Consider the following 26,057-nt stretch of genomic DNA (forward strand, 5'->3'; position numbering starts at 1 on the left):
ATCACTATCACAAACTAACTCATAACGACTTTTATGCGTTTATCTCGAGCATAATTTCGCTTTGTTTGTAGATAGCATCAATCACAAAAGGCATAAACTCTAATCCATTGCGGGTATCTAACCATTTGCTATCATTGTAATTAAAGTGATAGCCACCTGATTTTGTCGCTAACCAAATTTCATGCAAAGGCTCTTGCTTATTGATGACGATTTGCGAACCATCTTCAAAAGACAGCTGTAAAACATTGCCACTAGCATTGATATCGACATCAGCATCTTGCTCGTCAATCGCTTTTTCTACCGCGTTCTCTATCTCGCCAAACATTTCATCGGCTAATCGATGAAACTCAGTATCTGTAATAGTCATGTATTTCTATCCTTTGCTTTCTGCGTTATGAATGCGATTATAAGACCATTATTCATTAGATGCACAGATGTTGAGAAAAATGAGACTGCTTTTATTTATTATGCTTGCTAGCCTAGTCGTAACCGCATGTGGTCAAAAGGGGGTTTTATATAAATCCCCTGAGCCTGTGGTCAATAAAGTCGCCCCCAAACCTGCCAGCACTGATGTGCCGACGCAAACTGAGGAGTTCGACTCTCAACCTTCAACCTCACAACAAGAATAGCATTTATAAGGGACCGCATTTTGGATTACTTTTCATATCAAAATGATTCACTATTCGCAGAAGACTGCGATGTAGCAAAACTGGCCAACACTCACGGTACACCGCTGTACATTTATTCTCGTGCCACATTAGAGCGTCATTGGCATGCATTTAATAATGCAGTGGCCGAGCATCCGCACCTTATTTGTTATGCAGTGAAGGCTAATTCAAACCTTGCGGTATTAAATGTGTTAGCTCGTTTAGGCAGTGGTTTTGATATTGTCTCTGGCGGTGAACTCTCACGAGTACTAAAAGCTGGCGGCGATCCTAAAAAAGTGGTTTTTTCTGGTGTGGGCAAAACCGTTGCCGAAATGGAGCAGGCTCTAAATATTGGTATTTACTGTTTTAATGTTGAGTCGAGTGCTGAACTTGAGCAGCTTAATGATGTTGCAGGCCGTTTAGGTAAAGTTGCACCGGTTTCATTGCGGATTAATCCCGATGTTGATGCGGGTACTCATCCTTATATTTCGACAGGTCTTAAAGAAAATAAATTTGGTATTGCCATGGACGAGGCCGAAGTGGTTTTTGCTCGTGCAGCCGAATTAGCCCATTTACATATTAAAGGTGTGGATTGCCATATTGGTTCTCAGCTTACCGAAATAAAGCCATTTTTAGATGCAATGGACCGTATGCTTGCATTAATAGACCGTTTAGGCGAGCAAGGTATTGAGATTGAACATTTTGATGTGGGTGGTGGATTAGGTGTGACATACAACAATGAAACCCCGCCACATCCAGACGCATATGCCGCAGCATTACTCGATCGCTTAAATGGGCGTAAGTTGACGTTAATTTTTGAACCGGGTCGAGCCATTGCTGCTAATGCAGGTATTTTTGTCACTCAAGTGCTTTACCTAAAAGAAAACAGTGATAAACGCTTTGCGATTGTTGATGGTGCAATGAATGATCTTATTCGTCCGTCGCTTTATAGTGCATGGCAAAATATTATTCCTGTACAACAAAATGATGCACCAACCTTTGCTTATGATATTGTAGGACCTGTATGTGAAACCGGTGACTTTTTGGGTAAAGACAGACAGTTAGCCGTAAAAACAGGCGACTTATTAGCGGTTCGTTCAAGTGGCGCTTATGGTTTTGCTATGTCATCTAATTATAATTCACGACCTCGTGTGGCTGAAGTGATGGTTGATGGAAATAAAGACTTGGTTGTGCGTCAGCGTGAAACGCTAGAACAACTTTGGCAAGGCGAACAGTTATTGCCATAGGCAATAAGCTATTGGCATAATGTTTTATAAGGAAACTTTTGTGATCCATTTCACTAAGATGCACGGACTGGGTAATGATTTTATGGTCGTTGATGGCGTAACACAAAATGTGTTTTTTTCGTCTGAGCAAATCCGCCGTCTTGCCGATCGTAATTTTGGCATTGGTTTTGATCAACTACTGTTGGTTGAGCCACCTTACGATCCAGATTTAGATTTCCATTATCGTATTTTTAACGCCGATGGCAGTGAAGTTGAACAGTGTGGTAATGGCGCCCGCTGTTTTGCTCGTTTTGTTCGTAATAAAGGCTTAACTCAAAAGAATAAAATTCGCGTGAGTACAAACTCAGGCAAAATTACCTTACGGATTGAGCGTGATGGCAACGTGACCGTCAATATGGGCGTACCCATTATCGAACCGAGCCAAATTCCGTTTAAAGCTAAAAAAAGTGAAAAAACATATTTACTACAAACCCCAATGCAAACTTATTTGTGTGGTGCCATTTCTATGGGCAATCCACACTGTGTTATTGAGGTTGAAGATGTGCAAAACGTGGCCGTTGATGAAATAGGCAGTATATTAACTCGTCACGAACGCTTCCCTAAAGGCGTGAATGTCGGCTTTATGCAAGTGTTAACACCTGGGCATATTAAATTGCGGGTGTATGAACGTGGTGCAGCAGAAACCTTAGCTTGTGGCACTGGAGCGTGTGCTGCTGCTGCGGTCGGACAATTACAAGATAAGCTTAATAAACAGGTAAGAGTTGACTTACCTGGTGGCAGCTTATTGATTAATTGGGAAGGTGAGGGCAAACCTCTGTGGATGACTGGACCGGCAGAACACGTATACGACGGGCAAATACAATTATGAGTGAGATGACCTCAGGAGTCGGTTTGACAAACAAAGTAGCAGATGAAACAGCTGACGATACGGTGAGTAGCGCACAAGCAAAAGACATTAATTCAATAGGCCAAGATCTGGCAGTCGACATGATGGCCAATTTGCAGCAAGCGCCATTTGATGAAATGTTGATTCGTGAATACTTATTGGATAATCCCGACTTTTTTAATCGTTATCCCGAGCTATTAGTGGCTATGCGTATACCGCATGCAGAACGTGGCGCTGTATCATTAGTAGAACGCCGACAAGAACTGTTGCGTCAACGTGTTAGCCAGCTCGAAGAAGAAATCACCTCGCTAATGAATATTGCGACTCATAATGAGAGAATATTCAAATTTAATACTGAGTTATCGTTTAAAATGCTTGCTAGCCAAGATTTGGGTGAGCTGCGTTTAGTGTTGTCTGAGGGATTAAAAACTGAGTTTGGCTTTAGTCATGTTAGGTTGATTACAGTGCACGATATCGACAGCGAATTAGCTAATATTTGGCGTCATCGAGTCCATAGTGGTTATTACTTTGGCCGATTGACCCAATCAGAATCCAAACGTTTGTTTGGTAGTGAAGTAGGGTCGGTGGCATTAACTAAATTATCTGATGAAAATGGCCAAGTCATATTTGCCATTGCCAGTAAAGATCCCACCCATTTTCATCCTGATATGGATTCGTTATTATTTAGCCAATTACGTCGTTTGTTAGACCATATGTTGCCGCAATTGTAATCGTTAAAGCTAAATATGTATTATCTAAGAAAACATGGCTTAGTTTAATCATTTGTAACCACTGTGCAGCCATTCTAATTTGAGATCTTGGTATCAAAATGTAATGCAAATGCTCGGGGAGGCTTTTTTGCTTAGCCCGAAGCGAAACATCGTAGTGCCGTGTTTTATACCAGTATTTTTCACCGATTAAATAGGCTTAAATGGCGACGGCCTGATTAATTACAATCCGGGAGTACCTTGATGAAGCCTACAGACTGGCAAACGATATTTAGCCAACATTTGACCTCAGAAAGACAACTCTCAGCTTATACTGTGCGTAACTACATGTTTGAGTTGCGTCGAGTTGAAGCTATTTTAACTGAATCAACCAATCTCATTGATGTTAGCCGAGATCAACTGCAGTCTGTGCTGGCCACCTTACATCGTAAAGGTTTGAGTCCCCGATCATTATCTTTGTGTTTGTCTGCTCTAAAACAGTTTTTTGATTTTTTACTGCGCGAAGGTGCCGTAACGGTCAATCCCGCACATACGTTAAGTGCGCCAAAACAAAATAAACCCTTACCGAAAAATATGGATGTGGATGCGATTAGCCATTTATTGTCTATAGAGGGGGATGATCCTTTGAGTTTGCGCGATAAAGCCATTATGGAGTTATTTTATTCAAGTGGCTTACGTTTAGCTGAATTAGCTAGTTTAGATTGCGTTGACATCAAGTTTGATCAAAGCGAAGTTAAAGTGATGGGTAAGGGCAGTAAACAGCGGGTTGTGCCAATTGGTAAGCTCGCGTTAAATGCGTTAGCAAGCTGGTTAAATTGCCGTAATCAATTATCGTGTACTCAAGCGGGTGATGCATTATTTGTCAGCAGCCAAGGCAAACGATTGTCCCATCGTAGTATTCAAGCGCGTATGGCTAAGTGGGGGCAAGAACAAGCCATGGCGGTAAAAGTTCATCCGCATAAGTTGCGTCATTCGTTTGCAACTCATATGCTTGAATCAAGCCAAGATTTACGTGCCGTACAAGAATTACTCGGTCATGCGAATTTATCGACCACACAAATATACACCAGTTTAGACTTTCAACACCTTGCCAAAGTGTACGATAACGCGCATCCAAGAGCGAAAAAAAACAGGGGGAAATAATGACATTGCCTAAAGCTTCGATGATCCAGTATCAACGCTTACAACCGTTTAGCGCGATTAGTTTTGATTTAGATGACACTCTTTACAATAACTTTCCTTATGTAATGCATGCCAGTGAGCAACTTTTTAGGTTAATCAATCAAACTTACCCCGCTACGGCTTTATGGGATACAACACAATGGCAGCAATTCAAACATGCATTATTTGCGCAACACCCAGAGTTAGCGCATGACACCACTGCGGCACGTTATGCTATGTTGTATCAAGCTCTTTTACAATTTGGCTATAGTGAGATTGAAGCCAGCAAAGGGGCGCAAGAGGGGATGAAGTGTTTTCAGCATCATCGTAGTAATTTCACTGTGGATGAAAATATCATGGCGCTGCTGCGACGTTTAGGGCAAAAGTATCCGCTTATTGGCATCACAAATGGCAATGTCGACACTCAGCGTATTGGCTTAGATGACGTGATGCAATTTGTGTTACATCCTGGTCATGGGGTTAAAATGAAACCCTCAACCGATATGTTTACTCTTGCTTGTCGACAATTAGATATTCGGCCGTCGGCCTTATTACATGTGGGCGATCATCCATTGTCTGATATTGCTGGCGCTAAAATGGCGGGGTGTCAAAGTGTGTGGTTAAACCCATGTATGCAGCAACGGCATAAAAAGGCGCAATCGGTATTACCGCATATCGAGATTAACCAATTGGATTTACTGCTTCAGTTGCTTTAGCTTGAGATCGATACCGGCTTTTAAGCTCATTTGCTCTACTTGCTCGCGACTAGCATGCATATCGGCATCACCTACACGAAAGTAGGTGCCGCTATAAGGATCGGTACCGACATAAATAGGTCTGAGCTTTACATCCACGCAAGGCACATGAATACGGATCAGTTTTTTACTCATTATTTCAATAATTTGTACGTCCGTTGGCGCTAAAATGTTGTGACTGATTTTTTGTGGATTTTGTAAAATCTGCCAAATTTCACTGAGCATCGGCATGGGATTTACAATCCCTTCAATGGTAAAATCCCCTTGTTGCTCTTTTATTCCTAGAATTATTTCGCCACCTAAGGTGTTAGCAAATGCGCTATAACTTTCCCACATGCCTTCGGGTAAGGTTCCATTACCGTCTCGTCCACCTGCTAATTTAAATTCTACTTGGGCAGATTCATGCAAATTAGCTATGTCGTCTAGGGCAAATGTTGGGTAGTAATCAGCTGACATTTAAGCTCCATATTGTCTTATAGGTATCAGTGTTACTGTATGAAATTTTGCTAAAAAAAGGAAGCAAATCCGTTGAGAGTCAATCGAAGATGCTTCTAAAATGGGGGCAAATAGGGAGGGTTATAGCGCTAAAGCTTTTGGGAACAATAAGGTATTTTCAACATCTATATGAGTTTGTAAGTCGGCATCAAATTCAGCTAACGTACGATAGCAAGCTTGCCATGTGTGGCAAACGCCTGCCGGAATAGTGTAGTCATTAGTTAAGCTACGAATGGTGTTAAGCATAAGGTCGGCATTATCATGCTCATGCAGCATCATGTTAATAGGGTTGCCAATATGACCAAAACAGCCGTTTACCGGTTGACCTAAGCTGAGTGATTTAATCGCAGGAAAGAGGATCTGTTCTTCTTTCATTAAATGCGGTATTAACTCATCAATTAACTCGCGTACACATAACGCCAGTGGTTTGATTTCGTCATGTTCATCACCATGAGCACGAACCATTTTTTCAGTGTATTCAATCAATAATGGCGCCGTTTCACGGATATACGCATGGTGGGTTGCTTCAATATGATCGATTAATTCAACCAGTGACATTTGTGATAACTGTTCAGTTGCTTGGGGGATTTGCATGGTTATTCCAAAGATGCACATAATTTACATGTATATTATGTGCATCTTTATTTCAGCTCAATTTACTCGTAGAGGTTATGTTAGCTGGCTCACAAATTATCCGTGAATTTATATCTTATTGGGTACATGACTGGTCTGCATTGAGTGGGGTTGTGAGCACTTGTTGGCTAACGTGTTGATGCTCAAGCATGCCGCCAACACGTAGTAAATGGTTTTGCCAACAAACTGCGCTACGGTGATCCATACTCGGTTGCGATAGTTCAAATGGTGTTAACCATTGCTTAGTGGCTAAATCAAAACGAAAACCATATGAATTAGGCTCGCTAGGGCGACCGTTATAACCCATGCCAGAATAGTTATAGGGATTATCGCTACCGCCTAAAAATATAATTTGCCCGCCAGTTGTTGTTTTAACCCCAGTTGCTGCCATGCGGTAATGTGCCGTGGCAGTTGTTAACGTGTTTGATCCGGCTGTGTTTGTGCTTGATTGGTTGTCGATTGACTCAGTTGTTTGAAATTGGCTTGTTTTGGTGTCATTGGCGACAGAATAATGCGGTAGCAATTGCCAATCAATACGTAAATGATTATCTGGATTGATCTCACCATACAAACAAACCGGCGATGCTTGGTAACTGCGGCGAGCATTAATGTTTGCTTGCACTTTTACGCCGTCACACAGAACTAATTGATTGTCTACCATACCCACAGATTGGCCAAATACAGCTGGTGCTGGTATTGGGCTTGCTTGGGCCCAAGTATTGGTTTGGATGTCATACACTTGGACTAAATTAACATTGCCGTCATTATGCCAGCCACCAAACAGATAAATATAACGATGTTGATATGCCGCTGCGCTAGTGTCATCAACCGCGACAGGCATGTCGGCTATACGCTGATATTGGTTAGTTTTAACAGTATATTGATAATTGTCTACCGTGCTTATTTCATCATGATTTTCGGCGACAGTGTAGCCTCCGAAAATGTAGGCTTTATCATTAATACCAATCGCAATGGATGCCAGTCGACCAGCCAAAGGAGCGACATGAGGAACCGCTGCAATCGATTCCCATTGGGGTCTTTCTGAGCTAAGTAATAACGCCCAGGCACGGTTATGAACGTCTTTGTTGGTTTTACCTTGGCCAATACCCATAAAACTGAGTAAATAGCTTTGGTCATCGCTGTGTACCAATGCAACAGAATTATTACTGACAGCTTGAGGTAAAGAAGCAATAGTCTCTGGATTAACTGAATTGGTAAGGGTAGCGTTAGTGATAACAGGGACAGTAGTTACAGCGTTAACATTAATTGGATTGGCCATTGCAGAACTGCTTAATACTGCACCCACGAATAATAAAGGTCCTAAACATAATCGATTCAGTAATGAGTTGGCTGACTGACATTGAGTTTGACCCAATGTTGACGCCATGAAATCGAATGATAGTGGACGAAGCATGCATATTTCCTTGGTTTAATGTCGAGGGTGAATATTGTAAATAACGGCTAAATGAGCGAATGATGCTTTATTGCATAAAAGTAAAATGAATATAGGTTACTTTATTTTTTTAATTAGGTTAATTCGTTTTTAGTGTTATAGATGCAAGCATTAAAAGCCAAGATGATGACAAACAATACTTAGGTTTGTGTGTGAAAGATATGTAGAGGGGTGATATTTTCTAATGTAAGTAAACGCTTACCGTAGGATCTTGAGTGGATTATTGAGTCGGACCATCACTGGGTTTGAAAGCAAAACGGGCTTACCATTGCTGGTAAGCCCGTTTTATAACAATCACTTAGACGCTAGGTCTAGTTCATGCCATATTTTTTCAATTTTTTACGTAAAGTACCACGGTTGATACCTAACATATTAGCAGCGCGCGTTTGGTTGCCACGAGTGTGTTGCATGATGATGTCTAGTAAAGGCGCTTCAACTTCGCTCAATACCATTTCATATACTTCAGAAGCTTCCTGACCGTCTAACTGAGAGAAGAAGTTAGTTACTGCACGTTTTACTGCGTCTCGTAATAACTGCGGCTTGATAGTGCCGTTTGCTGTTTCAATTTTGCCTACGGTAAGCTGGTGAACTTCTGTGTTAGTTGTCTGATCAAACATTCTATTCTGCTCTTTATTAAATTCTAAACTAATTCATCAAAATAACATTCTACGAGGGAATGTTGCTGGGCAGCGGTTTCAAGCCGATTGAAGTCAGCACGAAATTGGCGCTGTTCCTCAAGGTTTAGGTACCACCCGACATGCTTTCTAGCAAATCGGACACCTTTGTACTCGCCATATAAGTTGTAAAGTTTCTTAAGGTGTTCAAGCATCACTGTGCATTGCTCTTCTGCCTTAATTGGCGCTAACTTTTTACCTGTTTCCAGATAATGTAGGATTTCTTTAAAAATCCATGGCCTTCCTTGTGCACCTCTTCCTATCATCAGGGCATCTGCGCCGGTGTAGTCAAGTACAAACTTGGCCTTCTCCGGTGTGTCGATGTCCCCGTTGGCGACAACAGGAATTGAGACAGTCTGTTTAATCGCTTTAATGGTGTCGTACTCGGCAAAGCCTTTGTACATGCATTGTCTGGTTCGGCCATGAACGGCGAGCGAGGCAATGCCACAATCTTCAGCAATTTGGGCTATTTCAACACCATTACGATGTTCAGGCTCCCAACCTGTACGGATCTTTAACGTTACTGGCACATCAACTGCGGTTACCACTGCTTGTAAAATCTCTTTTACTAAGTCGGGGCTTTGCATTAACGCTGAACCAGCAAACTTTTTGTTCACTTTCTTTGCTGGGCAACCCATATTGATATCAATGATATGCGCGCCTTGTTCAACGTTGAACTTGGCAGCGTTAGCCATTAAATCAGGATCAGCACCTGCTATTTGTACAGAGCGTATACCTTCCTCACCAGAATGCGTCATGCGCTGGCGGCTTTTGTCGCTATCCCAAACGTCGGGATTCGATGAAAGCATTTCTGATACGGCTAAGGCTGCGCCATAACGTAAACAGAGATTCCGGAAAGCCTGATCGGTGACACCTGCCATTGGTGCGACAATCAGCTGATTAGACAGTTGATACGGGCCAATTTGCATTGCGAACTTCACCTTGCTCTTCAAAGGGGCGCTATAGTAGCCCTTTTTTGCCGCTGTGAAAAGGTCAATAAATGACCTAAATGCAACTTTTTTGCTTGACTTTTATTAGCCGTCACATCTTTGACTAATAAATAACATTTTTTTGGCTATTTTTGAGTACTGGTGCGAGTTGTAGGGAGACTTTTTTATATATACCAGTTCTAACACCCTATGTTAATGGCTTGTAAATGCGAAATTACGCACTCAATTGGAGGTTGAATTGAGTGCGTTTGAGGGCGAGCAGGCTATTTACGTATTCCTGTTAAGCGACTCCAATCTTCTTTGTTACATACGGGATCCATAATGAACCACTGGCTGTAAAAATCGGATACTTCTTGAGCTTGTTCACGTAATAAACCCGATAGTGCTAGTTTGCCGCCTATTTTCACTTTTTCAGCAATCAATGGTGCCAACTCTTTTAATGGACCGGCAAGAATATTGGCGACTAAGACATCTGCTTGTAGATTAGCGGGTTGATCTTCTGGTAAATACAATGACAGTTTATCGACCACATCATTACGTTCTGCATTGGCTTTTGAAGCATCAATGGCTTGATAGTCAATATCAACACCAGTGACTTTCTTAGCACCTAGCTTGATAGCTGCGACGGCCAAGATGCCTGAACCACAACCAAAATCGATAACTTCTTGGTTTGATAGTTCAAGGCTGTCTAACCATTCTAAACATAAGGCAGTGGTAGGATGGGTGCCAGTACCAAACGCTAATCCTGGATCGAGGATAACATTAACTGCGGTCGGATCTGGAATCTCGCGCCAGCTAGGGCATATCCATAAACGTTGCCCAAACTTGATTGGATGGAAGCTGTCCATCCATTCGCGTATCCAGTCTTTATCTTCGACTTGCTCGATTTTATGGCTAAAATCTTTACCTAAGAATGGCATAGATTCTAAAAATTCGATTGTTGGTGCTAAGTCTGTACCAGCATCGAATAATGCGATCATTACGGTGTCTTGCCACAGAGGGGTTTCACCTAGCTTTGGTTCGAAAATCGGTTCATCTTGGCCATCTTCGTAAGTGATGGAAAGAGAACCTTGATCCATTAATAAGTCGCCAAGCATATCTGCATTATCGCGATGAGTGTGAATTCGTAATTGGATCCAAGCCATGGGATTTTCCTAACTGTGGTAAAAGTAATATCAAATTGACGCTTATTATACCCAAGTTATTTTAAGATGCTCGTCTCGGTGAGTGTTTATTGGTTTTAACATGGTCTTTATTATGGCCACTCATTTCCCTATTTAACCGAGTTCAGGTTATTTATCCTCAAATTGAATTATCTACAGATTTGCCATCGTTGTATTTCCTTAAGTACTAATCTTGTTTGAATTTTTATGTTGTTCTTTGTGTGATCAGCTTCTAACAACAGCTTAATAGTGGGTGAGGACTATCACGGTTTGATTATTGTTCAATGCCGCTGTTTAAAAACTCTTGTTATGGTTACACCTTACTAATGTGCCTACAGGATATGATTATTTATGGCTACGAATTCAATGCAAGAAAAAGCCGACAGCATTGTCAATACAGATAAAGGGTTTTCTAATCCTATTTGGGCTTCTCGAGCGGATAAGTTACAAAGTCTGTCGGGTGTAATACTGGGTCTCTTTTTGCTGATGCATTTGCATTTTGAGTCGAGTATTTTAATTGGTAAAGAGGCCTTTTATCAGGTGGGTCAGATTCTTGAAGGTGGAATATTTAGTGAGACGGGACATGGTTATCCTCTAATTACACAAATTTTTTCCAGCATAATATTATTAGTCGTGATTATTCACGCGGTATTTGCATTACGTCGTTTCCCTACTCAAATAGGCCAATGGCGCGCATTACGCAAGCAAATGCGTTTTTTACCTCATGAAGACACCAAAATTTGGTTTTGGCAAATGATCACTGGTTTTTTGTTGTTCTTTTTGGTGCCACCGCATTTATTCACCATGATAACTAATCCTGAAATTGGTCCACATCTTTCCGCTGAGCGGGTATATCACTTTAATGCATGGATTTTATATGTGTTGCTATTACCTGTAGTTGCGTTACATGCCGTATTTGGTTTATATCGGGTCGTGGTGAAATGGGGCTTAGTGGAACAACGTTTTGCCTTACTCAAATTTGCTAAAGTGTTGTTGGCATATTTAATGGTATTGGGGGTGGGGAGCTTACTGACTTATATTGCTATTGGCCATTCTTTATCATTACCTGTAGTGCCATACGTGTCGACGTTATAAGGAATTGAAATGAAAATTATTTATACAGATACCTTGGTTGTCGGCGCTGGATTAGCAGGATTACGTGTCGCGATAGCGTCAAAAGAGCGTGGCCTTGATACCTTGGTATTATCGCTTATCCCTGCGAAACGATCTCATTCAGTAGCAGCCCAAGGCGGAATGCAAGCCAGTTTAGCCAATACCATAAAAGGTGCTGGTGATGATGAAGATATCCATTTTCAAGATACGGTAAAAGGTTCCGATTGGGGCTGCGATCAAGATGTTGCTCGAATGTTTGCTCACTGTGCACCCAAAGCGGTAAGAGAGTTAGCTCAATGGGGCGTTCCTTGGACACGAGTAACCAAAGGCGATCGACAAGTTATTGTTAATGCAGAAAAAGTAACTATCACTGAAGCTGAAGCTGCTCATGGACTCATCAATGCGCGTGATTTTGGTGGTACCAAAAAGTGGCGTACTTGCTATACAGCAGACGGTGCCGGTCATTCATTATTGTATGCAGTCGATAATAAAGCTATTTCGTTAGGTATTCCGGTACATGAACGTATGGAAGCATTATCACTTATTCATGATGGTGAGCGTTGCCATGGTGTCATTGCTCGCTGCCTAATCACGGGTGAATTGCGCGCTTACATCGCCAAATCTACCACTATTGCAACAGGCGGATACGGACGTATCTATTCTGTTTCAACCAATGCCGTTATTTGTGAGGGTATTGGTCAAGCGTTGGCATTAGATACCGGCGTCGCGACATTGGGTAATATGGAAGCGGTACAGTTTCACCCTACGGCTATTGTTCCGGTTGGTATTTTAACGACAGAAGGTTGCCGTGGTGATGGGGGTGTGCTGCGTGATAAAGACGGTTACCGCTTTATGCCCGACTATGAACCAGAGAAAAAAGAACTGGCTTCGCGAGATGTTGTATCACGTAGAATGACCGAACATATGCGTAAAGGAAAAGGCGTAAATAGCCCTTATGGGCCACATTTATGGCTAGATATTACCTTATTAGGTCAAAAGCATATTGATACCAATTTGCGTGAAGTTAAAGAGATTTGTGAGAACTTTTTAGGTATTGATCCTGTTAAAAATTGGATTCCTGTTCGACCGACACAACATTATTCTATGGGCGGTATTCGTACTAAAGCCAATGGCGAAAGCCCGCAATTATCAGGGCTGTTTAGTGTTGGAGAGGCTGCTTGTTGGGATATGCACGGCTTTAATCGACTCGGTGGCAACTCCCTAGCAGAGACGGTTGTTGGCGGAATGATTATCGGTAAGTATGTTGCTGACTTTGGTGAGCAAAATAATTTGGTCGTTGATACCGATTTAATCGCCCAGTTTGGTAAGCAGTTACAAACAGAAGTTGATCAGCTTATTGAGGGTGAAGGAACAGAAGATCCATTTAAACTTAAAGCTGCAATGCAAAAAATTATGATGGATTACGTTGGAATTTTCCGTAATGGTCCTGAACTTGAACTGGCTGTTAACCAATTAACTGAACTGCTTGATCGTTCGAAAAACCTCGGATTAAAGTGTAAAAAACGCCATGCAAATCCTGAATTAGTTGAAGCGTTACGCGTCAAACGGATGTTGAAAGTAGCTGTGACCGTTGCATGCGGGGCGCTTGCTCGTACCGAAAGTAGGGGCGCGCATTCTCGTGAAGATTTTCCACAGCGTAATGACCAAGACTGGTTGAACCGTACCTTAACAAGTTGGCCAGATGCTAATAGTTTACGACCTGAAATGAGCTATGAAGCCCTTGATGTGATGCGAATGGAATTACCGCCTGGTTATCGAGGCTATGGTGTTGATAATGCGATTGCTCATCCTGATACCCAAAAACGTCAGCAACAGGTTGAAGCTATTTTAGCTGAATTAGGTGACGATGCTGATAGGTATGCCAAGCAAGCTGCATTAATGCCTTTTGAGCTACCTGAAGAATATCAACCACGTAATCAACGATTCACTGATACTTTAGCTAAAACCGACGCTGAGTCTGGAGAAAAGTAATATGAGCCAAGCACGCACGTTAACTTTTTCAATTTTTCGTTATGACCCGCAAGAGCCTGGCGACAAACCTAAAATGGTGACTTACAGCTTAACAGAAGCACCCGGTATGACGGTGTTTATCGCGTTGAATCAACTACGTGAAACACAAGACCCATCGCTACAATTTGATTTTGTTTGTCGCGCGGGTATTTGCGGCAGTTGTGCGATGGTGATCAATGGTTTCCCGACATTAGCTTGTCGAACCTTAACCGCTAATTATCCAGATGGACACATTAAATTGATGCCATTACCTGGCTTTGAGTTGATTGGCGATCTGTCGGTAAATACCGGTAAATTTATGCGGGAATTATCTGAGCGTTTAGCGCTGTGGTTACATCCTAATAGTGCCGACAATGACATTCATAGCATTGAAACACCTATGTCACCAGAAGAAGCAACCAAGCTTTATGAGTTAGAACGATGCGTAGAGTGTGGTGTATGTGTTTCTGCTTGTGCAACTAAGCAAATGCGTGACACGTTTGTCGGTGCAGTTGGCTTGATGAAAATTGCCCGCTTTGAACTAGACAGTCGTGATACTCGCACCGCTGATGATTTTTACCATGTGATAGGTAATCAAGATGGTGTGTTTGGTTGTATGACGTTACTTGGTTGCCAAGATACTTGTCCGAAAGATTTACCGCATATGAAACAGATAGCGTATCTACGCCGGAAAATGGCTGCAGTATAGCGGAAAAGCTCGAGACTACGAGATGCTAGAGCAGCTTCGCTGCTAGATGCTATACAAGCTAAAGCTTTTATAGCAGCGAAGCCTACTATCAGGACGAAGTCCGCTCTAGATTCTAGGCATGGCTTTGGTTAGTCACCGTGATATAGATATAAAAATGCCGCTAAATTAGCGGCATTTTTGTAATGTTTTTGCGGTTAAGTTAAAAATTACTTAGCGCGTTTCATTGCCGTGAAGAATTCTTCGTTAGTTTTGGTCATTGCCAATTTATCGATTAAGAATTCCATTGCAGAAACCTCATCCATTGGATGTAGGATTTTGCGTAAAATCCACATCTTCTGAAGCTCATCTGTTGTCGTTAGTTTTTCTTCACGACGAGTACCAGAGCGGTTGAAATCAATCGCAGGGAATACACGTTTTTCTGCCGCTTTACGAGAAAGGTGTAACTCTTGGTTACCAGTACCTTTAAATTCTTCGTAAATAACTTCGTCCATTTTTGAGCCAGTATCTACCAAGGCTGTAGCAATAATAGTTAAGCTGCCACCATGTTCAATGTTACGTGCAGCACCGAAAAAGCGCTTAGGACGATGTAATGCGTTGGCATCAACACCACCAGTTAACACTTTACCCGATGAAGGGATTACGGTGTTGTAGGCACGGGCTAAACGAGTAATTGAATCGAGTAAAATAACAACATCTTTTTTGTGCTCAACTAAACGTTTTGCTTTTTCAATTACCATTTCGGCCACTTGAACATGACGGCTGGCTGGTTCATCGAATGTAGACGCAATCACTTCACCTTTTACAAGGCGTTGCATTTCAGTTACTTCTTCGGGACGTTCATCAATAAGCAATACCATTAACACCACATCTGGATTGTTATGGGAAATACTTTGAGCAATGTTTTGCAGTAATAGTGTTTTACCCGCTTTTGGCGGTGCAACAATCAAACCACGCTGACCTTTACCGATAGGTGAGCATAAATCAAGAATACGAGCGGTAATATCTTCTGTTGAACCGTTACCACGTTCCATACGAAGACGTTCTTCAGCGTGTAGTGGGGTTAAGTTTTCAAACAGGATTTTGTTGCGAGAGCTTTCTGGTTTATCAAAGTTAACTTCACTGACTTTCAGTAGTGCAAAGTATCTTTCGCCTTCTTTAGGTGGCCTGATTTTCCCAAAAATGCTGTCACCCGTTCGCATATTAAAGCGGCGGATTTGGCTTGGTGAAACATATATATCGTCAGGACCCGCAAGATATGAGCCATCTGAACTTCTTAAAAATCCAAAACCGTCTTGGAGGATTTCTAATACACCGCCACCGAAGATGTCTTCTCCGCTTTTAGCGTGAGCTTTCAAAATAGAGAAGATGATATCTTGTTTACGGGCACGAGCCATATTTTCCAGGTTCATACTTTCAGCAAGCGAAACTAGATCCGAAATTGGCGTGTCTTTTAATTCTGTTAAATTCATGTGTATGGGAGTCTTGTATTGCGCGACGAAGCTTACCGCAATCAATCAGCGAGGTAGAAAGAAATTTTATGATTGATAAGCGAGAAGGAGTTAAATGAAAAAATCTGATGAATAAATTAGCACTTTATGGCGGAGGCGTCCAGAAATTTAGGTGAAATAAAATTTAAAAATGGCACAAATTGTTTAAAACTTGTGCCATTTAACATTTCTAGACAATTTATGTCTAGATTTAAGTGTGTATTTAGATTTGAGCGTCAATGAATTCTTTAAGTTGGGTTTTAGATAGTGCTCCCACTTTAGTTGCCACTAGCTCGCCACCTTTGAACATTAGCAATGTTGGAATACCACGTACGCCATATTTTGCTGGTGAAACATTATTTTGGTCAACGTTGAGTTTTGCAACGATTAATTTATCTGCATACTCGTCAGCAACGTCGTTTAGGATTGGGGCAATCATTTTACAAGGACCACACCATTCAGCCCAAAAGTCGACTAATACTGGTGTTTCAGACTTTAATACGTCGTTTTCAAAGCTGTCATCGCTTAGGTATACAATTTTATCGCTCATGTTGTTCTCCAGATTTGGTTCCATTGCTAGTTTATTAATGGCTTACCATGTATATTGGGTCAGTTAAATAGCTTTTCAAGAGACCGTTTTAGTAATGTAGCTATTTCAAACGATCGAATCTTTTTTTGCAACCCTTATAGGTATGCTTTTGCTATGAGCCAAACACATTTGTCGACCCAGAAATTCGCCGATTTTCCTTTAAAGCCCGAAATACTCGCGGCATTAAACGAAAATGGGTTTGAGTTTTGCACGCCAATTCAGGCGTTATCGTTACCCATTTTACTTAATGCAAAAGATATTGCCGGACAAGCCCAAACCGGTACAGGTAAAACCATGGCCTTTTTAGTAGCCACGTTTAACCACTTACTTAATGTTGCTGCACCTGAGGGGCGTAAAGCAACTGAACCTCGCGCTATTATTATGGCGCCAACACGCGAGTTAGCAATACAAATTGCTAAAGATGCCAAACTATTAGCAGCACACACTGGATTAAAAGTCGGTATTGTTTACGGCGGCGAAAGCTATGAAACTCAACGTGCTGTTTTAGATAAAGGTGTTGATATTCTGATTGGTACTACCGGACGTATTATCGATTACGTACGTCAGGGTGTGATCAGTTTAAGCCACATTCAAGCCGTCGTGCTTGATGAAGCAGACCGTATGTTCGACCTCGGATTTATTAAAGACATTCGCTTTTTATTCCGCAGAATGCCTGATGCTAAGTCTCGATTAAATATGCTTTTTTCTGCCACGCTTTCAATGAAAGTGCAGGAATTAGCTTATGACCATATGAACGACCCTGAAAAAGTTGAAATCGAACCATTGGAAAAAACCTCTAAAAATATTAAAGAAGAGATTTTTTATCCATCGATGGAAGACAAGATGCGTTTATTGCTGAGCCTAATTGAAGAAGATTGGCCAGAAAAAGCGATTGTGTTTTCGAACACAAAACACAGCTGCGAAAAACTGTGGTCTTATTTGGAAGGTGACGGTCATCGAGTTGGTTTATTAACTGGTGATGTACCTCAGAAGAAACGTATTCGCATTCTTGAGCAATTTACATCAGGTGAAATAGATATTTTAGTGGCAACAGATGTCGCTGCTCGTGGGTTACATATTTCTGATGTGTCACACGTATATAACTATGATTTACCCGATGATTGTGAAGATTATGTCCACCGTATTGGCCGAACAGGTCGTGTGGGACAGAAAGGCGTTTCAGTGAGTTTTGCTTGTGAAGAATACGCACTGAATTTGCCTGAAATTGAAACTTATATTAACCATTCAATTCCTGTGTCTAATTATGATCGTGATGCTCTTTTAGATGATATTCCGCCTCCAGTGCGTATTCATCGTAAGCCTCCAACATCTCGTAGTCGAGACGGTGGAAGCAAAGGCGCACATCGTAGTGGTGGTAGCAATTCACGCCCTCCACGTCATAGGACTCGTAGACCATAGTCAATGCCATTGTTAACTGTCTCTCAACCCTATGTGGCGATAACATTAGGATCTAACAGTTTTAATATGTTAGTGGCTAACACGGTAGGCAATAAGCCTACCGTTATCGCTAAATATAAGCGTAAAGTTCGCCTTGCCGAAGGTATAGGCGACGATGGTATCTTGTCTGAACATGTCATGCAGCGTGGTTTAGACTGTTTAGCTATGTTTGCTGACATGCTAACTCAACATCATATTGATACTGATAATGTCGCTGTATTTGCTACTGCGACGTTACGGCTTATTCGTAATGCAGATGAATTTCATCAACGTGCTATGCCTATTTTACGGCATCAAATTGAGGTCATTTCGGGGTTACGTGAAGCTGAGCTTATTTATCAAGGTATGGTTGCGACAACGCAAGGTGATGGACGTCGTTTAGTCATTGATATTGGTGGCGCGAGTACCGAGTTTATTGTTGGTGATGGTAATCAAGTATTGTTTAAAGCCAGTTTGCCAATGGGCTGTGTGTTGTTTAATCAACGCTTTTTTAATCAAACTCCACTGCAGTTAGTCGATTTTGAACAGGCTGTTGGTTATGTAAATACTGTTTTAGCCGAGCATCGTACCCAATTATTGGATTTAGGTTGGCAAAGTGTTGTTGGGGCTTCTGGTGCGGTTCAATCAGTAGTCTCAGTATTACAGCATAGACATTGTCCGGAAGTGATTACTCTTGAGATTTTGTATGCATTTCGCGATGAGATTTTATCGCAAGTGGATGGTCAACTTACGAGTATTAAAGGTCTAAATGCAGAACAAGCACCGACTTTTGCTGCCGGCGTAGTGATATTAATGGCATTGTTTGAAAGCTTGTCCATTAGTCATTTACATCTTGCTGGTGGCGCACTTCGTGAAGGTGTATTACAACTATTAGCTGACCGTGTTGCTGCAGGAAAAATATCAATATAATGGCAGCGGCCGAAATAACATAAAAAATAGGTCGCTCTGGCGACCTATTTTTTTATGTTCGTATTAATAGCATTAAACTAAATTTAGATAATCATTATTTTAAGATTTCAACTAAATCATTTTCTAATGTTGTTGTAGGGCGCTCAACTATACGACCAAGTTCATTACCTTGTTGTTTAATAATAAAGGTCGGAATTCGACTAAATGCATATTTTGCAGCAAGTCCATCAGGATCTTGTTTGTTACGATCTACACCAATATACTCAATTTGAATATTTGGGTTAGCTGCGGCTTCGATAATACGCATAAAACGTGGTGTTTCACGATGGCAATCAGGGCACCAAGTACCAATAATAACAACAATATTCGTTGGTACGTTAATGGCTTTTAGTGCATCTATTGCTTTTGTATCTACTTTATAATCAGCAAAGCCTTCTGCATAGCCAGGTAATTCGGTAGTCAGAGTTTGCGGTTGGATTACGCCGGTTAAAATCACTTCTTGTTCCTCTTTGCCACATGTTGCAATAAAGCCTTCTTGATCTTTTTCAAAGGCGCAACCTGAGTTTGCCGATACCGTCATGGGTAACATTTGAGCCGTAAAAAAGAGTGCGGTAGTGGCTAATAAAATTCTAACGTTATTGTGCATTATTATGTCTCGCTTAAGTAGTGAATACTGCAATAAAACATTCAAACACGCTTAATCAATACTGTTAAGTGGTGAAAGTCTACTATGTTGGATTGATCACTATTTTAGTTAGGTATAATTCAACTAAGTTATAACAATTCAAGAATTATTTTGTCATTCAACGGGAGTTCTTTGCCTTCAAGGCAAATAATGTAGGTTTAGTCGTTCTCGGTAACAGATCCTGCGATGCTCTATTTTTTGCATCTGATCGTCATGGATGGCAGAAACTTGTTATTTTTTTATGGAATAAAATAGACCATGCAGTTGTATGTCTAAATCATATTAAGCAGCATAAAGGAACAGAAATCCGCCCTTGGGGAGCACTCAGGTTACTTATATAATTAATGAAAGTGATATTACATTATAAAATAAAAAGCCAATCAGAAATTGATTGGCTTAATAATGACTTAATGAGTGATGTTTATTAATTTTGCTCTTTTAACCATTGAGCAGCACGTTTAGCAAAATAAGTTAAAATACCATCAGCCCCAGCGCGCTTAAAGCAAAGTAATGACTCCATTACTATGGCTTTTTCTGCTAACCAACCGTTTTGAATTGCAGCCATGTGCATGGCGTATTCTCCACTTACCTGATAAGCAAAAGTCGGCACGGCTAATTCTGTTTTAACACGATGAACTATGTCTAAATAAGGCATGCCAGGCTTAACCATTACCATGTCGGCACCTTCTTGAATGTCTAATGCCACTTCATGTAAAGCTTCATCGCTATTGGCTGGATCCATCTGGTAGCTATGCTTATTGCCACCTTTTAAATTACTTGCTGATCCGACTGCATCACGAAACGGCCCATAATAGCTTGATGAATATTTCGCTGAATAAGCCATTATTTGGGTATTAACAAAGCCCTTACTTTCAAGGGTTTGACGAATAGCGCCAATGCGACCGTCCATCATATCAGATGGTGCAACAATATCCGCACCCGCTTCAGCATGTGATAGAGCCTGTTTGACTAATATCTCTGAAGTGATGTCATTGATAATATAGCCAGTGTCATCGATGATGCCATCTTGGCCGTGAGTCGTGTACGGATCTAAAGCTACATCAGTCATAATACCGAGCTGTGGGAAAGCTTGCTTTAACTCACGTACTGCACGCTGTACTAACCCATCTGGATTGTAAGACTCTTCGGCAAGTAAGCTCTTTTTATCTGCTGGTGTGACGGGGAATAACGCGATAAGCGGAATGCCAAGTTCAACAAGTTCAGCGGCTTCTTTTAATAATAGATCAATTGAAAATCGTTCAATTCCAGGCATTGAGGCAATTTTTTCAGAGCGTTGAAAACCTTCTAATACAAACATAGGATAAATGAGATCATTAACCGTTAACGTATTTTCAGACATCAAACGACGGCTAAATTCATGTTTACGCATGCGGCGCATTCTGCGCTGTGGGAAAGCACTAGTAATAATATTCAATTTCGACTCCTGGTTTAGGTCTGGTCTGTTTCTAGCTGGTAGTAGCAAACTTTGTTTCGGCCGCTGCGTTTAGCTTGATACAGGGATTTATCTGCTTGTTCAAGTAATAATATTGGATGCTCATCACTGTCGATAATCGCAGTGCTTACACCGATACTGATTGTTATAGGCATCGAGTGGCCATTATGGACAATGTTGAGTTCGCTGATTGCCTGACGAATTTGTTCAGCAACGAGTAAAGCACCGTCTTTATCAGTGCATGGCAAAATAATAGCAAACTCTTCGCCACCAAAACGTGATACGAGATCTGTTGGACGCTTTAAATATTCGCTTAATGTATTGGCAATCGTTTGTATGGTGTAGTCACCACTGAGGTGGCCAAATTGGTCATTGATACTTTTAAATTTATCAATATCAATCATTAATAATGACATAGGCGTTTGTTGGCGACGGCTGATCCGCCCTTCAGCAATTAAACGACGATCGAATGCACTGCGGTTTTTTACCCCGGTAAGACTATCAATGGTATTTTGTTCTGTCAGTTGTTGGTTAACATCATTAAGCTCACGCAAAGTAACTTCTAACTCTAAAGTGCGTTCTTGCACCATTGTCTCAAGCTTTTCGCTATTTTCTGCTTCACTGCGCAGCGCTTCTTCACGAGTTTCGCGTAACCGCTGGGCTTGTTCTAATGCTTGTTGTTGGATCTTTAACTTTGCTTTTCGTTCGTCGTTGTAGCGTAATGCCAGCACCGCAGCCATGGTAATCACTTCAAAAGTGAGCCCTATCATAACGGGTATTAGTGGAGAAAAACCGGGGCTAATTATACCAATATAAATTAACCCAGTAACGATACAACCAAGCATAAATCCAAATCGACCGATGGCATATAAAGGTGCATTGCGTTGACCACCAAAGGCTTGGATCAACGAGAAAGCAATTAATATTATACTGATGGTCAATACTACAAACACTAGGGTATAAAGCGCCGTACTGTAGTTAATAAACGGCATAATAATGGTCAAACCAAAACACAGTCCTGCCATTACTCTGCAAATTCGTAACATTTTTAAATTATGGTATTTGAGCTGTAATACTTTTTCAGTAAACAATAATGAGAATGCTAATGTCAATGGGATAAGAATGAGGAAAATATATTGTTGAATAATTGGCCATTGAGGCCATAAATAACGAAATGAGACGCCATATATCGTAGCGGTCAATAATGTTAGCCCTAATACATAACCACAGTAATAACTGTAGCTAAATGATCCAGAAGCGAGCGCGATGAATAAACTGAATAAACAAATGGCAAGCAATAAACCAATTTGCATACCATTAAATAAATTTTTAGTTTCAGTGAGTTGGGTGAGATCGTTTGAAGACCATAATACCAATGGCAGGCTAACACTGCCTTTAGTGTCTATTTTAAAATAAAAAGTATGGGTGTCACCAGGCTCGAAGTTGACAGGATATAAAAATATATTACTTTGTAATGGACGTTGTTTAAATGGCAGGCTATCACCCATGACTTCAGTTCCAATTAGCCTACCATTAATTAGGTGATATATTTTAACGCTATCTAGCAATGGATTATCTAACGCAATGATGCGTGACAGGTTGTCATTGGGGGTAAATATACTAAAACTTACCCAATAGTTTTTAATGCCTATTCGATATGGTTGGGTGGTATTGACTTTCCCCCAAGTATTTTCTGGTTGTTGTAGTAGCTGGGTTAAGGTTCCAATATCATTGCTCTGGTTGGCATATACCCATTCTTGTAATTCAATTTTGGTGATGGAATCTGATGTCAGTCTAAGTGGCATAGGGGAGAAGGTACTCGCCCAACTGTGTTGACCAATGAACAGCAAACATAACCCAATTATCACGCTTACATGATAAAGATAACCGCAGGATAAACGATAAGTTGCATTATTTTTCATGAATGACAACTTATGTTTTCAGATGCAGGTAATTGGAAAAAATCACAACTATTTTTGTAGCATGCCTGTGCTAATGTTTGTGGTAATTGTTGACGGAGATTTGCCATCTGTTCAACGATATAAGGTAAATACTGAGGTAAGTTTTTGCTCGACTTAGGTTTCGGTCGCATATTGCGTGGTAATAAGTAAGGGCTATCAGTTTCTGCCATAATGCGATTATCAGGAATTAATGGCACTAATTGAGCGAGCCCTTGCCCTCGGCGTTCATCGCAAATCCAACCAGTGATACCAATATATAAATCTGCTGCTAAGCATTCTATTAGCTCATTTTTACTGCCTGTAAAACAGTGTAGTAACGCATTAGGGAGATTTGCCCGATACTCATTTACAATGGCGATAAAATCATTATGTGCTTCACGACAATGCATTAATACCGGCATGTTGAGCTCACAAGCCAACTCTAATTGTGCAGCAAATGCTTTTCGTTGTGCTGAGCGTGGTGAAAAATCACGATTGTAATCAAGCCCACATTCACCAATAGCAACGACAGTTTGTTGCTGAGCAAGTAGTGCTAAACGTATTTTGCTGTGTTGATCCCAAGAAGAGGCATTATGTGGATGAACACCTGTCGTGCAGTAGAGTTTATATGGGTATTGTTGGCAGAGGGTTATTGCTTTAGCACTTTCATCTAGATCGCTGCCAATAACAATTAACGGCGAAACATATTGTGTCGCCGCATCATTGATTATATTGTCAATATCGTGCTTGAGCCTGTCGCTAAGCAAATTGACGGCAATGTCGATGTATTGAGTCATGTAATAATAGTAACTAATGTTACTTTAATCGTCTAACTCGAGTCGTCGCTTTACGTTCATCGTTACCTAGTAAAAATGAGCTTAGTGCGCCTGATTTTATAAAGATACGTTGGCCTTTGATGACTTTGTAACGTTCAGGATTGGTTTGCTTCCAAACTTGACCATTGGTGAGAGTAATAATTAATTCGTCGTATGGTCCTTTTTTGACAGCAGATACTTCAAAATAAATTTTGTCGATTTGCTTCTCTACGACTTTCTTTTTTAAGCCAAAAGTATCTACACTCTCTACAGGAGCTCGAACAACAGGGACTGCTACTGATGGTTTAGCTGTAACAACTTTAGGTGATGCTGGAGCCATTATATGTGCGCTAGGTTTAGCGTTAGCGGCTAATTCGTCATAACAGATTAAACGCTCGAGCTTATCAGTTTTGGCTGCACATATAGACAACTGCTGGCCAAGATTCGAATTGGCATAGACATTAGTCGACATCAATATGATGCCTACTGCAATTAAACTTAAACGCATTGATTCTTCCTTATTATATTGTCTGGCTAAACTAAATGGTCCGAGTAAGACCATTGAATTTAGTTATCAGTGTGCTCGCTCTCTGGCTCGCTCTCTGATTCATCGTCTTTTTTACTGTAAAAGCGTGCGGCGATTAGACCACCCTCAAACAATAACAGCATTGGAACCGCTAGCATAGTCTGAGAAATAATATCTGGAGGAGTTAAAAACATACCGATAACAAATGCGCCAACCACAATATAAGGACGTTTTTTGCGTAATTCATCAGGTGTAGTGACACCCGCCCAACATAGTAAAACCACGGCGACAGGGATTTCAAAGGCTAAACCAAAGGCAAAAAACAGTTTAAGAATAAAACTCAAATAACTGCTGATATCGGTCGCAACTTGAACACCATCTGGGACTACGCTGGTAAAAAAACCAAATACAACGGGGAAAACAATATAGTAGGCAAAAGCTATTCCAAGATAAAATAGCAGGGTACTACTAGTTAATAGAGGAACGACTAGGCGCTTTTCATGCTTGTATAAACCTGGCGCAACAAAAGACCAAACCTGATAAAGAACATAGGGAATGGCAATAAAGAATGCTAACACCAGTGTTAATTTGAACGGTGCAAAAAAGGGCGCAGCAACGTCGGTTGCAATCATGCTGCCGGTTTCTGGAAGCGAACGCATTAAAGGCAAGGCTATGTAGTGATAAATATCATTAGCCCAATACACAATAGCGATGAATACCAGTAATACACTGCCAATGGCTTTAAGCAATTTATTACGTAATTCAAGCAAATGGCTAATAAGCGGTAGCTGTTGCGACATGAATTATCCGTTAGATTTAGGGGTTGAGCTGCTTTCGCTGGCCACTTCAGGTGACTTAACTTCAGCGACAGGGGCCGATGTGTCAGGTGATTTTGTTGGCGTAACTGTTGGCGTGTCTTCAACCTTATATGGTCGATTTACTGACGCAGCAGCTTGCTTCAACTGATCAATTGACTCTTGTAGCTCTGGTGACAAATTAGCTAAACCTTTACTTTCTGCTTTCTTTAAATCGGCATGTAGCTGATCAATTTTAAGCTCTTGTTCAAGTTCATCTTTGACAGAGTTTGCCATGCGCTTAAGCGCGCGGATCCAACCTGTAATTGAACGCACTGCAACCGGAAGTCTTTCGGGGCCAAGTACCACTAGCCCCAAAATACCGATCAGCAGCAGCTCCATAAAGCCGATACCGTCAAACATAATAAATTACGCCTGTTTATCTTTAGATTCAGGTTGCTTTTCTGCAGCCTGTTGCGAAGTCGCAGCTGTTTTTTCTTGGTCTTCTATAGACTTGCTTTCTTCTACAGGTTTGGTTTCATCTTCTGGAGTCATGGCATTTTTAAAGCCTTTTACTGCTCCACCTAAATCACCGCCCAAAGAACGCAATTTTTTTGTCCCAAATAATAGAATGACAATTAACGCTACGATTAGAAGCTGCCAAATACTGATGCCGCCCATGAAGATTATCCTCTTTAAATAAAAAATGGTTTTGTAAAATAATTATTTCAAAATCCATAATACCACCCAATTCTTTAAGTATTATGAACGTCTAAT

The 26,057-nt window shown here is 41.0% G+C and carries 28 protein-coding genes; 11 read left to right on the forward strand and 17 right to left on the reverse strand.

The window, feature by feature from the left end; all coding sequences use genetic code 11:
- Positions 1-31: 31 nt before the first annotated feature.
- The gene (gene cyaY / locus FH971_RS02125; RefSeq protein WP_137223381.1) at positions 32-367 is read right to left on the reverse strand and encodes an iron donor protein CyaY; all 336 of its coding nucleotides are present in this window, start codon (positions 365-367) and stop codon (positions 32-34) included.
- A gap of 79 nt (positions 368-446) precedes the next feature.
- On the opposite strand from cyaY, the gene lptM reads away from it, so the two are divergent.
- The 6 genes from lptM to FH971_RS02155 all read left to right on the forward strand — a co-directional run bounded on the left by lptM (position 447) and on the right by FH971_RS02155 (position 5,385).
- Positions 447-629 carry an LPS translocon maturation chaperone LptM gene (lptM, locus tag FH971_RS02130; protein WP_240778427.1) on the forward strand — a complete coding sequence of 61 codons (183 nt, stop codon included), beginning with the start codon at positions 447-449 and terminating at the stop codon, positions 627-629.
- A 20-nt stretch (positions 630-649) separates the two neighbouring features.
- Positions 650-1,894, forward strand: a complete 1,245-nt coding sequence (gene lysA / locus FH971_RS02135) for a diaminopimelate decarboxylase (protein ID WP_140233178.1) — start codon at positions 650-652, stop codon at positions 1,892-1,894.
- Positions 1,895-1,934: 40 nt separating this feature from the next.
- Positions 1,935-2,762, forward strand: a complete 828-nt coding sequence (gene dapF / locus FH971_RS02140) for a diaminopimelate epimerase (RefSeq protein ID WP_137223375.1) — start codon at positions 1,935-1,937, stop codon at positions 2,760-2,762.
- A gap of 122 nt (positions 2,763-2,884) precedes the next feature.
- Positions 2,885-3,511: a DUF484 family protein gene (locus FH971_RS02145; protein ID WP_206194453.1), complete on the forward strand. Its 627-nt coding sequence runs from the start codon at positions 2,885-2,887 to the stop codon at positions 3,509-3,511.
- Between the two features lie 240 nt (positions 3,512-3,751).
- Entirely contained in the window at positions 3,752-4,651 is a 900-nt protein-coding gene (gene xerC, locus FH971_RS02150) for a tyrosine recombinase XerC (RefSeq protein ID WP_140233179.1), read from the forward strand.
- Positions 4,651-5,385: an HAD-IA family hydrolase gene (locus tag FH971_RS02155; protein ID WP_240778428.1), complete on the forward strand. Its 735-nt coding sequence runs from the start codon at positions 4,651-4,653 to the stop codon at positions 5,383-5,385. The genes xerC and FH971_RS02155 overlap by 1 nt, the downstream gene beginning before the upstream one ends.
- Here FH971_RS02155 and FH971_RS02160 read toward each other — a convergent pair.
- The 6 genes from FH971_RS02160 to prmA form a co-directional block, all read right to left on the reverse strand.
- On the reverse strand, positions 5,365-5,880 hold the full coding sequence (locus tag FH971_RS02160; RefSeq protein WP_140233180.1) for an AlbA family DNA-binding domain-containing protein: 516 nt from the start codon (positions 5,878-5,880) through the stop codon (positions 5,365-5,367). The genes FH971_RS02155 and FH971_RS02160 overlap by 21 nt on opposite strands.
- Before the next feature lie 120 nt (positions 5,881-6,000).
- Positions 6,001-6,513 carry a hemerythrin domain-containing protein gene (locus FH971_RS02165; protein WP_338055586.1) on the reverse strand — a complete coding sequence of 171 codons (513 nt, stop codon included), beginning with the start codon at positions 6,511-6,513 and terminating at the stop codon, positions 6,001-6,003.
- Between the two features lie 115 nt (positions 6,514-6,628).
- Complete coding sequence (locus FH971_RS02170; protein WP_240778429.1) at positions 6,629-7,966, reverse strand: Kelch repeat-containing protein; 1,338 nt, start codon at positions 7,964-7,966, stop codon at positions 6,629-6,631.
- Positions 7,967-8,316: 350 nt separating this feature from the next.
- The gene (fis, locus tag FH971_RS02175; RefSeq protein ID WP_011494902.1) at positions 8,317-8,622 is read right to left on the reverse strand and encodes a DNA-binding transcriptional regulator Fis; all 306 of its coding nucleotides are present in this window, start codon (positions 8,620-8,622) and stop codon (positions 8,317-8,319) included.
- A 23-nt stretch (positions 8,623-8,645) separates the two neighbouring features.
- Positions 8,646-9,608, reverse strand: a complete 963-nt coding sequence (gene dusB / locus FH971_RS02180; RefSeq protein ID WP_137223367.1) for a tRNA dihydrouridine synthase DusB — start codon at positions 9,606-9,608, stop codon at positions 8,646-8,648.
- Positions 9,609-9,892: 284 nt separating this feature from the next.
- Entirely contained in the window at positions 9,893-10,774 is an 882-nt protein-coding gene (prmA, locus tag FH971_RS02185; RefSeq protein WP_137223365.1) for a 50S ribosomal protein L11 methyltransferase, read from the reverse strand.
- 384 nt (positions 10,775-11,158) lie between these two features.
- Between prmA and FH971_RS02190 the strand changes: the two genes are divergently transcribed.
- From FH971_RS02190 to FH971_RS02200, 3 genes are read left to right on the forward strand one after another with little or no spacing between them, the layout of a single operon-like run.
- On the forward strand, positions 11,159-11,887 hold the full coding sequence (locus FH971_RS02190; RefSeq protein WP_167496068.1) for a fumarate reductase cytochrome b subunit: 729 nt from the start codon (positions 11,159-11,161) through the stop codon (positions 11,885-11,887).
- Between the two features lie 9 nt (positions 11,888-11,896).
- Complete coding sequence (locus FH971_RS02195) at positions 11,897-13,897, forward strand: fumarate reductase flavoprotein subunit (protein WP_140233181.1); 2,001 nt, start codon at positions 11,897-11,899, stop codon at positions 13,895-13,897.
- A gap of 1 nt (position 13,898) precedes the next feature.
- On the forward strand, positions 13,899-14,624 hold the full coding sequence (locus FH971_RS02200) for a fumarate reductase iron-sulfur subunit (RefSeq protein ID WP_140233182.1): 726 nt from the start codon (positions 13,899-13,901) through the stop codon (positions 14,622-14,624).
- A gap of 206 nt (positions 14,625-14,830) precedes the next feature.
- Here the strand turns inward: FH971_RS02200 and rho are convergent, their stop codons facing one another.
- Both rho and trxA read right to left on the reverse strand, forming a co-directional pair.
- Entirely contained in the window at positions 14,831-16,093 is a 1,263-nt protein-coding gene (gene rho, locus FH971_RS02205; protein ID WP_137223357.1) for a transcription termination factor Rho, read from the reverse strand.
- A gap of 241 nt (positions 16,094-16,334) precedes the next feature.
- On the reverse strand, positions 16,335-16,661 hold the full coding sequence (gene trxA / locus FH971_RS02210) for a thioredoxin TrxA (protein WP_137223355.1): 327 nt from the start codon (positions 16,659-16,661) through the stop codon (positions 16,335-16,337).
- 153 nt (positions 16,662-16,814) lie between these two features.
- On the opposite strand from trxA, the gene rhlB reads away from it, so the two are divergent.
- Positions 16,815-18,119, forward strand: coding sequence for an ATP-dependent RNA helicase RhlB (gene rhlB / locus FH971_RS02215; RefSeq protein WP_140233183.1), 1,305 nt, complete (start codon positions 16,815-16,817; stop codon positions 18,117-18,119).
- A gap of 3 nt (positions 18,120-18,122) precedes the next feature.
- Positions 18,123-19,067 carry a Ppx/GppA phosphatase family protein gene (locus tag FH971_RS02220; protein WP_140233184.1) on the forward strand — a complete coding sequence of 315 codons (945 nt, stop codon included), beginning with the start codon at positions 18,123-18,125 and terminating at the stop codon, positions 19,065-19,067.
- 94 nt (positions 19,068-19,161) lie between these two features.
- Here the strand turns inward: FH971_RS02220 and FH971_RS02225 are convergent, their stop codons facing one another.
- From FH971_RS02225 to tatA, 8 genes are all read right to left on the reverse strand, one after another.
- A complete protein-coding gene (locus tag FH971_RS02225; protein WP_140233185.1) occupies positions 19,162-19,713 on the reverse strand; it encodes a thioredoxin family protein in 552 nt (183 codons plus the stop codon).
- Positions 19,714-20,176: 463 nt separating this feature from the next.
- Entirely contained in the window at positions 20,177-21,187 is a 1,011-nt protein-coding gene (gene hemB, locus FH971_RS02230) for a porphobilinogen synthase (RefSeq protein ID WP_140233186.1), read from the reverse strand.
- Between the two features lie 14 nt (positions 21,188-21,201).
- Entirely contained in the window at positions 21,202-23,127 is a 1,926-nt protein-coding gene (locus tag FH971_RS02235; RefSeq protein ID WP_140233187.1) for a sensor domain-containing diguanylate cyclase, read from the reverse strand.
- Positions 23,124-23,942: a TatD family hydrolase gene (locus FH971_RS02240; RefSeq protein ID WP_140233188.1), complete on the reverse strand. Its 819-nt coding sequence runs from the start codon at positions 23,940-23,942 to the stop codon at positions 23,124-23,126. Before FH971_RS02240 ends, FH971_RS02235 begins: the two co-directional genes overlap by 4 nt.
- Before the next feature lie 19 nt (positions 23,943-23,961).
- Positions 23,962-24,468 carry a hypothetical protein gene (locus FH971_RS02245; protein WP_140233189.1) on the reverse strand — a complete coding sequence of 169 codons (507 nt, stop codon included), beginning with the start codon at positions 24,466-24,468 and terminating at the stop codon, positions 23,962-23,964.
- Positions 24,469-24,527: 59 nt separating this feature from the next.
- The gene (tatC, locus tag FH971_RS02250; RefSeq protein ID WP_140233190.1) at positions 24,528-25,286 is read right to left on the reverse strand and encodes a twin-arginine translocase subunit TatC; all 759 of its coding nucleotides are present in this window, start codon (positions 25,284-25,286) and stop codon (positions 24,528-24,530) included.
- 3 nt (positions 25,287-25,289) lie between these two features.
- On the reverse strand, positions 25,290-25,703 hold the full coding sequence (tatB, locus tag FH971_RS02255; protein WP_140233191.1) for a Sec-independent protein translocase protein TatB: 414 nt from the start codon (positions 25,701-25,703) through the stop codon (positions 25,290-25,292).
- A gap of 6 nt (positions 25,704-25,709) precedes the next feature.
- Positions 25,710-25,961: a Sec-independent protein translocase subunit TatA gene (gene tatA / locus FH971_RS02260; protein WP_137223335.1), complete on the reverse strand. Its 252-nt coding sequence runs from the start codon at positions 25,959-25,961 to the stop codon at positions 25,710-25,712.
- Positions 25,962-26,057: the final 96 nt, after the last annotated feature.

It is taken from the genome of Shewanella polaris (genome assembly GCF_006385555.1).
GTDB lineage: Bacteria > Pseudomonadota > Gammaproteobacteria > Enterobacterales > Shewanellaceae > Shewanella > Shewanella polaris.